Raw genomic sequence first — 15929 nt, 5'->3', positions numbered from 1 at the left:
CACAATCGACGTCCGCCTCGCGTGGGGCGGACGTTTTGCGTACCGACGAGCGCGCGGGCCCGCGACGCGGCATTCGAATGCCTTCACGGCGCCTGCATTTCGCCCTCAAGAGCCTGTTACGGATCTTCGCGCGGCCGATGAAGTCGGATAGCGGCCGGGGCGGACCGGTCGTCCATCCCTACCGTGGTTACGGCACGCATCGCGAGGTGTTCCTGATGGGGCGCGTCTTCCGTCAGGTGGGGCTGGCGCGCGTCATCCCTAGACGCGGGGCGCTACGCGACGCCGCGGACGTAACCCGACGCCTAGCGCGACGCGGCTTTGCCGACGCCGAGGTGCGCATTCGTCTGGGCGACAATAGCGCCACCGTCACCACCGACCACGACGGCTATTTCGATGTCCGCCTGCCGCTCGACATTCCGCTCGACGAGCACGTTTCATGGCATCGCGCCGAACTCGAGGTCATCACGGCCGACCGCGACAACGTTCTATCGCGCGCCGATGTCTATATTCCGCCACCGCATACCGACCTGATGGTGATCAGCGACATCGACGACACGGTGATGTACACCGGCGTCGCCGACAAGCTGCGCATGCTGTATCGCCTATTCGTCGAGAAGGCGCATCGACGCACCGCCTTTCCCGGTGTTGCCGAGCTTTATCAAGCCCTGCACGCGGGCACGGCGGGCGACTTACGGCGACCGATCCTCTATGTATCGCGCGGCCCGTGGAGCATCTACGAGGTGCTCGAGGCGTTCTTCCAGCTCAATCACATTCCCGTCGGACCGATCCTGTTCCTGCGCGAATGGGGGATTTCCTGGCGTCATCCCTGGCCACGCCGCGCCGAAGACCACAAGTACGACTTGATCACCCAGATGCTCACGCTGTTCGACACGCTGCCCTGCGTGCTGATCGGTGACAGCGGTCAGCACGACCCGGAAATCTACACACGCATCGTCAAGGAAAACCCGGACCGCGTGAAGACGATCTACATTCGCCGCGTCGACCGCAAGCCCGATCGCGAAGCGGCCATCGCCCGGCTGCGCGAGGAGATCGAACATACCGACTGCGAATTACTGCTGAGCGATGACAGTGCTGCCATGGCCGCGCATGCGCGCGACCGAGGCTATATCTCCGAGACGGGGCTGGAAGCGGTGCGTCAGGCGTCGCGCTGACTCACGCCGCTCGCGCCGTAGCCAAGTCTTCGATGACGGCGCGTAGCACTTGCCAGAACTCGCCCACGGAATCGAGTTCGACGCGTTCCGCCGGCGAGTGAGCGCCACGGATCAAAGGGCCGAAGGAAATCATCTCCAGGTGCGGGTACTTGCCGCCGAGAATGCCGCATTCCAGTCCGGCGTGGATGACCTTCACGTCGGGGTCGACGCCGGTCTGCTCGAGATGCAGACGACGGAATCGCGCCAGCAGCGTGCTCTCGGGATCCGGCGTCCAGCCGGGGTAGGCATTCTCGACTCGCGTCTCGGCACCGATCAATGAGAACAACGCACGAAAGCGGTCGGCGAGATCCTGCGTGGCGCTATCGCGTAACGAGCGTACCAGGGCGCAGAGATGAAAGCGTCCGGCCTCGAGCTTGACCACACCCAGGTTGTTGGAGGTTTCCACCACGCCCGGTACTTCAACGCTCATACGCTCGACACCGCACGGCGCTACATGCAGGGCCGCGATCAACAGGCGATTGGCAGCCTCGGTGAGGGGCGCATCGGACTCCGCCGGCTCGAGGGCGAGTTGCACGTCTTCGTCGATTCCCGCCAGCTCGCTGGCAAGCTCGGCCTGGAGTTCGACCAGCCGCTGCGTGACCGCTTGCTCTTCGTCGGCGGGCAGCGCGATGCTGGCAAAGGCCTCGCGCGGCAATGCATTGCGCAGCGTACCGCCATGATAGGCGACGAGACAGGCACCGAACGGCTCCAAGGCGCGCAGCACCCGTACCAGCAAGCGATTGGCATTGCCTCGCCCTTTGTGGATATCGATACCCGAGTGGCCGCCCACCAGCCCGGTCAGGGCGACACGACGCACGATTTCGTCCTCGCCGAGATCTCGCGTGGGCAGTCGCGCGCCAACGACCACATCGGCCCCGCCGGCGCAGCCGATATAGACCTGGCCGCGATCCTCGGAATCGAGGTTGAGCAGATAGCGCCCTTGCAGCCAGCCTTCGTCGAGTTCCAGCGCGCCGCGCATGGAAGCTTCTTCCTCCAGCGTAAACAACGCCTCGAGCGGACCGTGGCGCAGGGAGTCGTCCTCAAGAATCGCCAACGCGGCGGCCACGCCCATGCCGTTATCGGCACCCAAGGTAGTCTCGCGAGCATGCAGCCAGCCGTCCTCGACGTAGGTGTCGAGCGCATCGCGGGTAAAATCATGCGGATGATCGGCGTTGGCCTGGGCGACCATGTCCAGATGCCCTTGCAGGATGACACCGGGAAGCGCCTCGCACCCCGGCGAGGCCGGTTTGGAAAGCTTGAGATTACCGGCAGCATCGCGCTCGTGCGCCAGCCCACGCTCGTCGGCCCAGGCTGTGAGCGTCTCGACCAGGCGCTGTTCATGACCGGAGGGGCGCGGCGTATTGCACAGCGTACGAAAATGACGCCACAGCGGTTCGGGAGAGAGTTGCAGAAGATGATCGTTCATGGGATATCGTTCCTGTTGGGAGCCGCCGACATCGCGCGCCACATCTCCCGGTAACGACATACGATCAAGGAATGACGACGCGGCACATGTCGGGCGTCATGACACCTTACGCACTGCATCGCGCAACGCAAGTCCGCTAACGGCGACAGTCATGGCGTCGGCGTCAGGCGACAACTCAAGAAGCCTGCCAGGCGGCGCCAGTGGGCAATCCGGGCTTGCCGCCCCATCACGCGCGTCGTCTCGACATCACGCCCCTGGAACAACGTCGCAGCCCAATCGTGCAGTGCTCTTGTATCCTCGCCTGGCGTCTCGTCGGCGGTCTCCTGCGGCTGACGGCGCCACCAGGCCAGCCAGGCCCGACACAACCAGGGCCGCGCGAGCGCCAACTCACCGCCGCCCTGCGCGAAGCGCTCCAGGCGTGCGCATAGATCGGCATTCACCTCGGGCGCCGCGCCCTCGTGCAGCAACGCCGTGACGACATCGATATCCAGATGCGCCAGCTCGAAAGCCAGCAGGCTCGGCAGCAGATGCTGGAAGTCATTCGTCCAAGGTGACAACGATGTTTCCGCTCGGCTCGTCAGCGCCTGCCCCATCATCAGGGCGTGCTCGCCACTTGCCGCTTCGCGGGTCAGCCCCAGGCGTAGCGAGATGAATCCCAAACGCCGCCAGAAGGCGATCAACATCGCCTCGGCGCCGAAACTCACGCCCAGATACGCGACGTCGTGCCTGCGAGCCGCCGTGGCCACGGCTTCGACCAGTGTCCGCCCCACGCCAAGCCGCCGCACGGCGGGATGCACGGCGATGCGCATGATGCGCCACCAACGCGATGTCAGTGCCGTCTGCCAGCCACCGTGCGCCGCCAACGATTGCGCCAGCAAATGACCACGCGGTCGACGCTCGCCGAGCACGACGCGCTCGGCCAGATCGTCGGGGAAACCGCCCTCCGCCTGCACCTGGCATACTCCGAGACAAGTATCACCGGCATAAGCTCCCACGAGTCGCACGTCCGGGCCGTCGAGCAGTTGGCGTAAATCACTCGGGGTGGTCCGGTAATGGGCCTGCACTAGCAGGCCGAACAACGCCTCGAGGGCGTGTTCGTCATGGGTCAGTGCCCCGCGGTCGAGCCAGCGGATGCGCAATGGCGCGGCAGCCAGCGCCGCTTCGGCCTCACCATCGTCGGCCGGCGCGGCATCGAGCAGCAGCATGTCACGGGTCAGACGCTCGAGGGGATCGCCGTCGGCCCAGCGGACCGGCTCGCGTAGATGGATCTCGCGCCAGTCGGGAGTGCGGCGGGATAGACGCGCGTAAAAACGCACCTGGAAGCCACGTCCGGTGCCTTCGTAACCATGCACGGTGGTGGCAAAAGCGAGACGTGGGAAGGCATCTAGCCAACGTGCCAACAATGGTGTGGGGATGGCCGCCGCTTCATCGACGAACAGCGTCGGCGGCGCGTGACGCTCCACGCTTGGCTCGCTCAGAGCCGCCATCACGGCATCCGGGGCGAGAAAGCGTACCTCGCACTCCCCCGCCTCCAGCGTGACGTGGAAGCGCGCCTCGGCGCGGTGTCCATGGGGATACAAAGCCGCCAAACGCTCGAACAGTGGTTCGACCGCTGCCCGACGCGGCGCGGTGACCCACAGCGTCGTCTCGTCTGCCGCCAGTCGTCGCGCAGCGGCAATGCCCAGCGCGGCCGACTTGCCGCGCCCTCGGTCGGCACTCAACACCACGGGGCGCCGACGACGTAGCCGTGTCAGCCGGCGCACGGCCTCTTGCTGATCATGCGTGATACAGGCGTCATCGGGAGCAGACGCTGCGGGTGCGCTCGCCTCAGGCATACGAGCGGGGAACGGCGAGGCCTGCCCGTCAGGCCAGCGCCAGATGTTGGCCTCGCGGAGCAGGCTGCGTGCCAGGCGTGCCAGATAATGGGCGCTCAGGGTCGTCGGCGCGTGGGGCCAATGCGCCAGACGCGCATAGTCGGCATCCGGACCAGCCTGGCCACCCGCCCACTCGGCGGGCGTCAGCACGATCATCAGCCCACCGGCACGCAGCGTACCGCTCAACGCCCCGAAGGCGTCTGGATCGAAGCCCGACTCGGCACCGGCATCGATAACGATCAGATCGTGCTCGCGTCCCAAGCGGGTGCGTGCCTGGCGCGGAACAAGCACGTTAATGCTTTCTGAGGGGGCAGCCTGGCCGACCCACAAGGGCGCTTGCCATGCTCGAGCCCGCCACAGGGAAAGTGCACGCGCATGTGCCGTCTCGGGAGAAGCGGGTATCCAGATCACACCGCGATGCCGACGCTCACGACAGGCGTCGACCAGATCATCCAGCCATGCGATGGAGGACGTCATGTCATCCGAGGGGGCATTCATGCGTCATCTCCCTGGGTATCGCCCTCGACAGCCTCTCATAAATTCTTACAACGACCACGCCCGCGAAGCGATTCGCGGGCGTGGTCGGTACCAGGCTGTCACCGCGCGGCGCGGCGCAAAGACCTCATTCCAGGCCGTCTAGATAGCGCTCGGCGTCGAGCGCCGCCATGCATCCGGTACCCGCGGAGGTCACCGCCTGACGGTAAACGTGATCCATCACGTCGCCGGCGGCGAAGACGCCCGGCACGCTCGTCATGGTGGCATTGCCGTCGAGACCTGACTTGACCCGGATATAGCCGCTGTTCATGTCCAGTTGGCCTTCGAAGATGCCCGTGTTCGGCGAATGGCCGATGGCGACGAACAGCCCCGGCGCTTGAATCTCGCGCGACGCGCCATCGACGGTGGAGATCAAACGCACCCCGGTCACGCCGGTGTTGTCACCCAACACTTCCTCGAGCGTGTGGTTCCAGACGATCTCCATGTTGCCGTTTTCGACCTTGTCGAACAGCTTGTCCTGCAGGATTTTCTCGGCACGCAGACTATCGCGGCGATGCACTAACGTGACCTTGGTCGCGATATTGGAAAGATACAGTGCTTCCTCGACGGCGGTGTTACCTCCACCGATGACCACGACTTCCTGACCGCGATAGAAGAAGCCATCGCAGGTCGCGCAGGCGGACACGCCCTGCCCCATGAACTTCTCTTCGGACGGCAGGCCCAGATAGCGCGCGCTGGCCCCGGTGGAAATGATCAGGGCATCGCAGGTATAGGTGCCGTTTTCGCCCTTGAGCACGAACGGGCGCTCGCGCAGCTCGACCTCGTTGATATGGTCGAACAGCACTTCGGTATCGAAACGCTCGGCATGGCTACGCATGCGCTCCATCAGCTCCGGTCCCTGCACGCCTTCGGCATCGCCCGGCCAGTTGTCCACATCGGTGGTGGTCGTCAACTGGCCGCCCGCCTGCATGCCCGTGATCAGCAGGGGCTTGAGATTGGCGCGTGCCGCATAGACGGCCGCCGTGTAACCGGCGGGGCCGGAACCGAGAATGATCAGTCGTTCGTGACGCACGTCGCTCATGGGAAAACCTCGCTTACGGGATACGCTGACCGGCAGCTGGACCAAAAAATGCTGTGTGGCATGCACGCGTCACGCGCAGGCCACACACCATTCGTTATAAACGCTTGTCGACACGGCAAAGGGCGGCCGATTGGCCGCCCTTCGTTGCAAACGTGTTAACGCTTACAGTTCGTCGGAGTGCGTGCCCAGATACTTGGCGACGCCTTCGGCGGTGTCTTTCATGCCTTCCTGGCCTTCTTCCCAGCCAGCCGGGCAGACTTCGCCGTTCTTCTGGTGGAACTGGAGGGCCTTGACCATGCGCAGCATCTCATCGACGTTGCGGCCCAACGGCAGGTTGTTGATGGTCTGGTGCTGAACGACGCCGTCTTCGTCGATCAGGAAGGACGCGCGCAGAGCGACGCCGGCTTCCGGGTGCTCGATACCGAACGCTTGCGTGATCTCGTGCTTGACGTCAGCCACCATCGGGAAGCCGACTTCACCAATGCCGCCCTTCTCGGGAGAGGTCTTGCGCCATGCGTGGTGGGTGAACTGAGAGTCGATGGACACCCCGATCACTTCAACGCCGAGCTCGCGGAACTGCGCCAGACGATTGTCGTGCGCGATGATCTCGGACGGGCAGACGAAGGTGAAGTCCAGCGGCCAGAAAAAGACGACACGCAGCTTGCCGTTAGTTTCGGACAGCTTGAAGTCGTCGACGATGGTGCCATCGCCCAGAACCGCTGCCGCTTCAAAATCGGGTACCTGACGTCCAACCAATACGCTCATTCATTTCTCCTGAAAAGTCGGGTGGATGACTATGATGAAACCCCGCCAAGGCTACCGGCGAGCGTCTCTTATGCCCATTTGATTACCCCAATGGGCAATATAGGCACTCCCTATCGGGCCGCTATGCCACTTCCGCCATAACGGTATGTCCATGTGGAAGCGCTCAAAACACGGTGGAAGCGCTCAAAATACGTCGTCGTCTTGCCCTAGCATGACGTCTTCAAGTTCGCCACTGAACGGCGATATCGTCACACGCACTTGAATCGGCGCGCAGCACTGAGGGCAATCTTCCCAAGTAGCGTGGCTACCCACACTGCTATCGATCAACATCTCGAAAAATGCGTCGCAATAAGGGCACGTCGCCGGCCATGACAACAACATCTCTTCGTTCATACCGACTCCTAGCGTCCTCAAGTACGGCGCATTACCGACTGAATGTCGGGTCGCCCTTGCCCTCTTTCAAGCCGCAGCGTCGAAATTCTCGCACAAGACTGGCATGCCACGCTTCAGGCATTTCCAACTTGCCACCTTGGTGACATGGGCGCGCTTGAAATAAAGGCTTATCATGACAATGTCTCCGGTATCGATGATATTGTAGACATTGTCGAAGGAACCTGACTCGCGGCGAACCGAACCATCGAATGGTCTTCAGACCTTTCCAGCATGCCAAGGGCAACGTGGTTCGGCGTTCGCCATGAAAATCGTCCAGCATTGATGAGGAGGGGGCCCATGTCCGAAGCTCCACAGAATACGTTATCGACACTCGATGTCGGCGATCATACCTATCACTACTATAGTCTGGACAAGGCTGCCCAAGCGTTTGGCGACGCTTCGCGCCTGCCCATGACACTCAAGGTATTGCTCGAGAACCAACTACGCTACGGCGACGATGAAAGCGTCTCCTCCGACGATATGCAGGCACTCGTCGACTGGCAGAAGGAAGGGCGTTCCACTCGCGAAATCGGTTACCGTCCGGCACGCGTGTTGATGCAGGACTTCACCGGTGTTCCCGGGGTCGTGGACTTGGCCGCCATGCGCGACGCCGTCAAGCGTCTTGGCGAATCGGCCGACCGCATCAATCCGCTTTCCCCCGTGGATCTGGTCATCGACCACTCGGTGATGGTCGATCACTACGGCGATCCGTCGTCGTTCAAGGACAACGTCGCCATCGAGATGGAGCGCAATCAGGAACGTTACGAATTCCTGCGTTGGGGCCAGCAGGCGTTCGATAATTTCCGCGTCGTGCCGCCGGGTACCGGTATCTGCCACCAGGTCAACCTGGAGTATCTGGGCAAGACGGTGTGGACGAAGGAAGAAAACGGCAAGACGTTCGCCTACCCGGACACCCTCGTGGGCACCGATTCCCACACCACCATGATCAACGGCCTGGGCGTGCTTGGCTGGGGCGTGGGCGGCATCGAGGCCGAGGCCGCGATGCTTGGCCAGCCGGTCTCGATGCTGATTCCCGAGGTCATCGGCTTCAAGCTTACCGGCAAGCTGCGCGAAGGCATCACCGCCACCGACCTGGTGCTGACGGTCACTCAGATGCTTCGCCAGAAAGGCGTGGTAGGTAAATTCGTCGAATTCTACGGCGATGGCCTCAAGGACCTGCCGCTGGCGGATCGCGCCACCATCGGCAACATGGCTCCTGAATACGGTGCCACCTGCGGTTTCTTCCCGGTCGACGAGGAAACCCTCAACTACATGCGCCTCACCGGCCGTGACGAACATCAGATCGAGCTCGTCGAGGCATATACCAAGGCGCAGGGGCTGTGGCGCGAACCCGGCGCCGAACCGATCTTCACTGATGTCCTGCACCTCGACATGAACGAAGTCGAGTCCAGCTTGGCCGGGCCCAAGCGTCCGCAGGACCGTGTCGCTCTGACCGACATGAAGTCTACCTTCGAGAAGATCCTCAGCGACCGCAAGCCAGACGCCGCGCCCACCGAGCAAGGCAAGTGGCTCTCCGAAGGCGGCCAGACCGCCGTGGGCACCGACGAAAGCGTGGAGAATGAAGATAGCCAGCACTGTGAGGTCGATGGCGAAAACTTCAAGCTCAACCACGGCGCCGTGGTCATCGCTGCTATCACCTCGTGCACCAACACCTCCAACCCCAGCGTGATGCTGGCCGCCGGGTTGCTGGCGCGCAAGGCCGTCGAGAAGGGCCTCACCACCAAGCCTTGGGTCAAGACGTCACTGGCACCGGGCTCCAAGGTGGTCACTGACTACCTCGACGCCAGCGGCACCCAGAGCGACCTCAACGAACTCGGCTTCAACCTGGTCGGCTATGGCTGCACCACCTGCATCGGTAACTCCGGCCCCTTGCACGAGCCGATCGAGAAAGCCATCGACGAAGGCGATCTGACGGTGGCCTCGGTGCTCTCCGGCAACCGCAACTTCGAAGGCCGTATCCATCCGCTGGTGCCCACCAACTGGCTGGCATCACCGCCCTTGGTCGTGGCGTATGCCTTGGCCGGCAACATGCGCATCGATCTTTCCAAGGATCCGCTGGGCAATGACAAGGATGGCAACCCGGTGTACCTGAAGGATGTCTGGCCCAGCCAGGCGGAAATCGCCGAAGCCGTCGAACAGGTCCGGACCGAGATGTATCGCAAGGAGTACAGCGAGGTCTTCGAGGGTGATGAGATCTGGAAGTCGCTCGAGGTACCGGAAAGCGATGTCTATGCGTGGAACAACAAGTCCACCTACATCCAGCATCCGCCGTTCTTCGAAGGCATGGGCAAGGAGCCCGCGCCGTTGGAAGACGTCAAAGATGCCAACGTGTTGGCCATGTTCGGCGACTCGGTGACCACCGACCACATCTCGCCCGCCGGCGCGATCAAGCCGGACAGCCCTGCCGGCCGTTATCTGCAGGAAAACGGCGTCAAGCCCATGGATTTCAACTCCTATGGCTCACGGCGCGGCAATCACGAAGTGATGATGCGCGGCACCTTCGCCAACGTGCGCATCAAAAACGAGATGCTCGATGACGTCGTCGGCGGCTATACCCGCCATGTGCCCAGCGGCGAGCAGATGGCGATCTACGACGCGGCGATGAAATATGTCGAGCAAGACACGCCGCTGGTGGTGGTCGCCGGCAAGGAATACGGCACTGGCTCGAGCCGTGACTGGGCGGCCAAGGGCACGCGCCTGCTGGGCGTGCGCGCCGTACTCGCCGAATCTTACGAGCGCATCCACCGCTCCAACCTGATCGGCATGGGCGTGTTGCCGCTGCAGTTCCCCGAGGGCGAGGATCGCAAGTCGCTGGGCATGACCGGCGATGAAACGATCTCCATCGAAGGCATCGCCGATATCGAGCCTGGCGCCAAGGTCCAGGTGACCATCGCCTCCGATAAAGGCGAGAAGAAGATCGAGGCGCTGTGCCGCATCGATACCGCCAACGAGATGGCCTACTATCGCCACGGCGGCATCCTGCACTACGTGCTGCGTAGCATGCTCTGATCGCCTAGCGCTGAGTTAGCGCCATGAGAAACACCCCGTCGGCATGGCCGGCGGGGTGTTTTTTGTCGGTGGATCGAGGAGCAGCGTGCGTTTAGAAGGCGCGGCGCCGATAGGTGCGGTAACGCGGATACCAGAAGTGACGCTCGATGGCGTCCCACAGCGCTTCATCGCTAGAGGACAGCGCGACGTTTTCCTCCTGGGCCTGCTTGGCGACGGCGAAGGCGATGTCCTTGCTGATCTCGCGGATGTCACCCAGCGAGGGTAACAGAGCGCCCTTGCCGGTCTTGACGATGGGAGCGCCCTGGGCCAAGGCGTTGGAGGCCGCCATCAGCATCTTGTCGGTGACTCGGGACGCGCTGGTCGCCACGACCCCCAGACCGATGCCGGGGAAGATATAGGCGTTGTTGCACTGAGCGATCGCCACGTCACGCTCGCCGACGCGCACTGGCGGGAAGGGGCTGCCCGTCGCCACCAACGCTTCGCCCTGGGTCCAGTCGAGAAGATCTTGGGGGACAGCCTCGACCTTGGAGGTCGGGTTGGAAAGCGGCATCACCAGCGGCTGGGCACAGCCGGCGTGCAACGTCTTGATCACTTCCTCGGTGAACAGGCCGCTTTGCCCGGAAACCCCGATCAATACGCTGGGCTTGGCATTGCGCACCACGTCGAGCAGGTCACGGGCCTGGGTATCCCAATCGCTCAAGGTGGCGGTCTCATGCGCCAGGCGCTGCTGGAAGTCGTAGAGCCCGTCCATGTCGCTGATCAACAATCCGAAACGGTCGACCATGTAGACACGACGGCGCGCCTCGGCCTCACTCAGGCCTTCCATGGTCATCGCCACGACGATCTGCTCGGCGATACCGCAGCCCGCCGAGCCGGCCCCGAGAAACGCGATGGTCTGATCCTTGAGCGCCTCGCCCTTGGTCTTGCAGGCCGCCAGCAGCGTGCCTACGCACACCGCCGCCGTGCCCTGGATGTCGTCGTTGAAGCAGCACAGCTGGTCGCGATAACGCTCGAGCAACGGCATGGCATTGGTCTGGGCGAAGTCCTCGAACTGCAACAGCACGTTGGGCCAGCGACGCTGCAACGCCTCCATGAACATGCCGATGAACTCGTCGTACTCTTCCTGACTGACCCGCGGGTGGCGCCATCCCATGTACATGGGATCGTCGAGCAGTTTCTGATTGTTAGTGCCCACATCGAGCACGATGGGCAATGTGTAAGCCGGGCTGATGCCGCCACAGGCGGTATAAAGCGACAGTTTGCCGATGGGAATGCCCATGCCACCGATGCCCTGATCGCCCAGTCCCAGGATGCGCTCACCGTCGGTGGCTACGATCACGCGCACCTTGTCCTTGGTAGCGCTACGCAGGATGTCATCCATGCGGTGACGATCGGGATAAGAGATGAAGAGCCCGCGGTGGTTACGGTAAATATTGGAGAACTCTTCGCATGCCTCCCCCACCGTGGGGGTATAAATGATCGGCAGCATTTCCTCGAGATGCTCTTCCAGTAGACGGAAGAACAGCGTCTCGTTGTCGTCCTGAATCGCCCGCAGATAAATGTGCTTGTCGAGGTTGTTCTGACAAAGAGTGTATTGGTGATAAGCGCGCTCGAGTTGCTCTTCGATGCTCTCGACATTCTGCGGCAACAGGCCCACCAAATTGAACTCGACACGCTCTTCACTGGTAAAGGCGCTGCCCTTGTTGAGTAGCGGCATCTCCAGCAGTGAGGGGCCGGCATAAGGAATATAAAGGGGACGCTTGGATGTTTCGCTCATCGTTTGCCTCACGCAGGTGACGGAACTCGGAGCTCTAGGGCTCCGCACGGCTCGAGCTTAACTATATCACGCCGCCTTGCCACCCGCGCACGCCACAAAGACGCACGGCGTCCCGAAGGACGCCGTGCATCATTTGCGCGTATCGATTCTATGGCTCAGCCACTGCGAGTTACGGGGCGTGAAGGGCCTGAGAAGAACAACGGGCGCAATTTGACGCCCAGCATGTTGCCGGCAAACGCCGCGACCAACCACAGCCAGCCGTGCAAGCTGCCCGACGAAATGCCGCCGAAATAGGCGCCGATGTTGCACCCGAACGCGAGGCGCGCCCCATAACCCAGCAGGAACCCGCCGATGGCTGCCGCTACTACGGAGCGTAACGGAATATTGAATTTCGGCGCGAAACGGCCCGCCAGCGCCGCTGCGGCCATCGCCCCCAGAATGATGCCCACGTTCATGACCGTGGTGATATCGCTCCAGACGTTGGCGTTCAAGGCCGCCTCATTGCCGGCCGCCTGCCAATACCCCCAACCGCTGACATCGCCGCCCAAGGCTTCGAAGCCCTTGGCGCCCCACAGCGCGAATGCCGAGGTAATGCCCCATGGGCGTCCGGCGAGCGCCAGCGTGATGAAATTGAGCACCGCCAGTCCCACTGCGCCGGCCAATAGCGGCCAAGGGCCTTGCAGCCAGCGCGAGCGACCGGCCTCGACCTGCGGCGCCCGTTCGAGCTGACCGTGCCGGCGCTTCTCCATGGCCACCGTCAACGCCGCGATCGCGGCGAACAACGTCAGGCTGACGACGATACCGCCGCCCACGCCGAACAAGCCATGCAGCGACGTCGGCTGGAACGCCGGCCATGTCTGCCACCAGGCAAAATGCGCCGTGCCGACCAGGGAGCCGACGATGAAGAAGACCAAGGTAATTACCATGCGCGCATTGCCGCCGCCCACCGTGAACAAGGTTCCCGAGGCACAGCCGCCGCCGAGTTGCATGCCTAACCCGAACAAGAACGCACCGACCAGAACCGATACCCCGATGGGTGCGATATAGCCGGAAACCGGCGTGCCAAACAGAGTACCCGCGCCCAGAGCAGGGAAGAACAGCACCACCGCCAGGGCCAGCATGACCATCTGCGCGCGCAGGCCACGCCCGCGCCGCTCAGTGATGAAGACTCGCCAGGCCGAGGTAAAACCGAAGGCCGCATGGTAGAGCACCATACCGAAGGCACCCCCGACGACCATTAACCACCCCTGGGCGGCACCGAATGCCACCCCGACGGCCAAGGCCGCCAGCAACAAGACCACCGCCGATGCCAGCGCCAGTGGCGGCAGGCCACGGCGCGGTTCGGCGGTGGCAGATGAAACGCTAGATGCGTCAGGCATCGCAACCTCCTGTCATCATTCGAATGGAAATTGTTGCCTATCTTAGCGCCTGTCTAGACCTTTTAAAAATTTATAAAACGCATTCCCGCTATAGCGTTTAGCAATATAAAACAAGGCCCGTGTCTCATGACACGGGCCTTGGCAGCGCGCAGGACGCGCCGATAAGAAAAGCAAGCGAAGCGTTACACGAAACGCCCCAGGCCAGCGACCTCGCGCACGCGATCCATGAGCGGTTGCGCCTCGGCGCGAGCCTTTTCGGCGCCCTGCTTGAGCACGTCCTCGATATGCCCGGGGTCCTCGAGTAGGGCGTTATACCGCTCGCGGGGTTCGCGCAGATGCACATTGAGGTATTCGAAGACTCGGTCCTTGGCCTCGCCCCAACCGATACCGTTTTCGTAGTCGGCTCGCATGGTGGCGGTTTCTTCGGCAGAGGCAAACGCTGAGAAGATCTGGAACAGCGTGCAGCTATCGGGATCTTTGGGCTCGCCGGGCTCCAGGGAGTTGGTCTTGATCTTGCGCACCAGCTTCTGGAGCTTCTTCTCCGAGACGAATAGCGGGATGGTGTTGTTGTAACTCTTGGACATCTTGCGGCCATCGAGCCCGTTCAACACTTCGACCTTATCGTCGACCACCGCCTCGGGCAGCGTGAAATACTGACCCTTGTAGAGATGGTTGAAACGCCCCCCCATGTCGCGTGCCATCTCGATATGCTGGATCTGATCGCGCCCCACCGGCACTTTATTGGCATTGAACATCAGAATGTCCGCCGCCATCAGCACCGGATAACCGAACAGCCCCATGCTCACGCCCTTATCCATATCCTGATGACCGAGTTCTTCGTTCTCGGCCACCGCCGCCTTGTAAGCATGGGCACGGTTCATCAGCCCCTTGGCACAGACGCAGGACAGCATCCAGGTCAGCTCGGGGATTTCGGGAATGTCCGACTGGCGGTAGAAAACGGCGTTGTCGGTATCCAGACCCAGCGCCAGCCAGGTAGCGGCGATTTCCAGGCGCGATTGCTGCACGCGCTTAGGATCCTGACACTTGATCAACGCATGCAGGTCAGCGAGGAAGTAGAAGGAATCCACATCGGGACGCTGGCTGGCCTCGATGGCCGGTTTGATGGCCCCGACATAGTTGCCGAGATGCGGGGTGCCGGTGGTGGTGATACCGGTCAGAACGCGTGTCTTGGTCATGAAATTGGGCTGATCGCAACGAAATGTGAGAATCCGCCCAGTGTACAACGACGCCCCGGTCAAGGCGACCGGGGCGCGCGGCGTCTGCTTGTCACAGCGAAGTGACTATGACAGCAGTGTGCGCGGGTCGACGGCCTCCAGGGCGAAGGCCTTGGCCACCGCCGGATGAGTGATGCGCCCGGCATGCACGTTGAGCCCCTCGAGGAAGTGAGGGTCTTCCGCCAAGGCGCCCTGCCACCCCTTGTCGGCCAGGGCCAGCACGAACGGCAGGGTGGCATTGGTCAACGCCTGGGTCGAGGTGCGCGCCACGGCGCCCGGCATGTTGGCGACGCAGTAGTGCACCACGCCATCCACCACATAGGTGGGGTCGGCATGCGTCGTCGCGCGGCTGGTCTCGAAACAACCGCCCTGGTCGATGGCCACGTCCACCAGCACGCTGCCCGGACGCATGTCGGCGAGCATGTCGCGCGTGATCAGCTTGGGCGCCTGCGCACCGGGCACCAGCACCGCCCCGACGACGATGTCCGACTCGCGCACCGCCGTTTCCAGGGCATCCGCCGTCGAGTACACGGTGTTCAGACGGCCCTGATAACGATGATCGAGCACTTCCAGACGCGCCAGCGACTTGTCGAGCACGGTCACCTCGGCGCCCAGTCCCAGCGCCATGCGCGCGGCGTTCTCGCCGACCACGCCGCCACCGATCACCGTGACCTTGGCCGGCGCCACGCCGGGCACCCCGGGAATCAGAATGCCGGCACCGCCCTGGGCCTTTTCCAGGCTGTGCGCCCCGGCCTGGATCGCCATGCGGCCGGCAACGCGGCTCATCGGCGCCAGCAGCGGCAACCCGCCCTGGTCGTCGGTGATCGTCTCGTAGGCGATACAGGTGGCTTCACTGTCCATCAACCCCCGGGTCAACGACTCCTCGGCGGCCAGATGCAGGTAGGTGAACAGGGTATGCCCGGGCTTGAGGCGCTTGACCTCCTCGGGCTGGGGTTCCTTGACCTTGACGATCAACTCGGCGTTGTCCCAGAGCGCATCGAGATCTTGTTCGATATGCGCTCCCGCCGCTTCATACTCAGTGTCAGGGAATCCGGCACCCTCGCCCGCCGATGCCTGCACGGCCACGGTATGGCCGCGCGCCGCCAGCTCTCGCACCACACTCGGCGTCAGAGCGACGCGATACTCATGATTCTTGATTTCCTTGGGTACGGCGATTTTCATGGCGCCTCCGCTTCACGATGGGGTCAATGTAGGCTCGATGCC

At 62.8% G+C, this 15929-nt stretch carries 11 protein-coding genes; 2 read left to right on the top strand and 9 right to left on the bottom strand.

Annotated elements, in window-relative coordinates; genetic code table 11:
- Positions 1 to 77 precede the first annotated feature (77 nt).
- Positions 78 to 1172: an App1 family protein gene (locus KZO83_RS06820; RefSeq protein WP_247620241.1), complete on the top strand. Its 1095-nt coding sequence runs from the start codon at positions 78 to 80 to the stop codon at positions 1170 to 1172.
- A gap of 1 nt (position 1173) precedes the next feature.
- On the opposite strand, the gene KZO83_RS06815 is transcribed toward KZO83_RS06820, so the two are convergent.
- The 5 genes from KZO83_RS06815 to KZO83_RS06795 form a co-directional block, all read right to left on the bottom strand.
- Positions 1174 to 2637 carry an aminoacyl-histidine dipeptidase gene (locus KZO83_RS06815; protein WP_247620240.1) on the bottom strand — a complete coding sequence of 488 codons (1464 nt, stop codon included), beginning with the start codon at positions 2635 to 2637 and terminating at the stop codon, positions 1174 to 1176.
- Between the two features lie 149 nt (positions 2638 to 2786).
- Positions 2787 to 5009 (bottom strand): tRNA(Met) cytidine acetyltransferase TmcA, encoded by a 2223-nt coding sequence (locus tag KZO83_RS06810; RefSeq protein WP_247620239.1) that lies wholly within the window; start codon positions 5007 to 5009, stop codon positions 2787 to 2789.
- 124 nt (positions 5010 to 5133) lie between these two features.
- Positions 5134 to 6087 carry a thioredoxin-disulfide reductase gene (trxB, locus tag KZO83_RS06805; RefSeq protein ID WP_247620238.1) on the bottom strand — a complete coding sequence of 318 codons (954 nt, stop codon included), beginning with the start codon at positions 6085 to 6087 and terminating at the stop codon, positions 5134 to 5136.
- A 162-nt stretch (positions 6088 to 6249) separates the two neighbouring features.
- On the bottom strand, positions 6250 to 6852 hold the full coding sequence (locus KZO83_RS06800) for a peroxiredoxin (RefSeq protein WP_075367727.1): 603 nt from the start codon (positions 6850 to 6852) through the stop codon (positions 6250 to 6252).
- Between the two features lie 183 nt (positions 6853 to 7035).
- Entirely contained in the window at positions 7036 to 7245 is a 210-nt protein-coding gene (locus KZO83_RS06795) for a zinc ribbon domain-containing protein (RefSeq protein WP_247620237.1), read from the bottom strand.
- 336 nt (positions 7246 to 7581) lie between these two features.
- On the opposite strand from KZO83_RS06795, the gene acnA reads away from it, so the two are divergent.
- Positions 7582 to 10314: an aconitate hydratase AcnA gene (gene acnA / locus KZO83_RS06790; RefSeq protein ID WP_247620236.1), complete on the top strand. Its 2733-nt coding sequence runs from the start codon at positions 7582 to 7584 to the stop codon at positions 10312 to 10314.
- Positions 10315 to 10405: 91 nt separating this feature from the next.
- Here the strand turns inward: acnA and KZO83_RS06785 are convergent, their stop codons facing one another.
- From KZO83_RS06785 to ald, 4 genes are all read right to left on the bottom strand, one after another.
- Positions 10406 to 12091 carry an NAD-dependent malic enzyme gene (locus tag KZO83_RS06785; protein ID WP_247620235.1) on the bottom strand — a complete coding sequence of 562 codons (1686 nt, stop codon included), beginning with the start codon at positions 12089 to 12091 and terminating at the stop codon, positions 10406 to 10408.
- Between the two features lie 155 nt (positions 12092 to 12246).
- Complete coding sequence (locus tag KZO83_RS06780) at positions 12247 to 13470, bottom strand: YeeE/YedE family protein (RefSeq protein WP_247620234.1); 1224 nt, start codon at positions 13468 to 13470, stop codon at positions 12247 to 12249.
- Between the two features lie 182 nt (positions 13471 to 13652).
- The gene (gene trpS, locus KZO83_RS06775) at positions 13653 to 14666 is read right to left on the bottom strand and encodes a tryptophan--tRNA ligase (protein ID WP_247620233.1); all 1014 of its coding nucleotides are present in this window, start codon (positions 14664 to 14666) and stop codon (positions 13653 to 13655) included.
- A 105-nt stretch (positions 14667 to 14771) separates the two neighbouring features.
- Positions 14772 to 15887 carry an alanine dehydrogenase gene (gene ald / locus KZO83_RS06770; protein WP_247620232.1) on the bottom strand — a complete coding sequence of 372 codons (1116 nt, stop codon included), beginning with the start codon at positions 15885 to 15887 and terminating at the stop codon, positions 14772 to 14774.
- Between the last annotated feature and the right edge of the window lie 42 nt (positions 15888 to 15929).

This window comes from Chromohalobacter moromii (assembly GCF_023091865.1).
Taxonomy (GTDB): Bacteria; Pseudomonadota; Gammaproteobacteria; order Pseudomonadales; family Halomonadaceae; genus Chromohalobacter; species Chromohalobacter moromii.
This window is presented reverse-complemented; position numbering and strand designations above follow the sequence as displayed.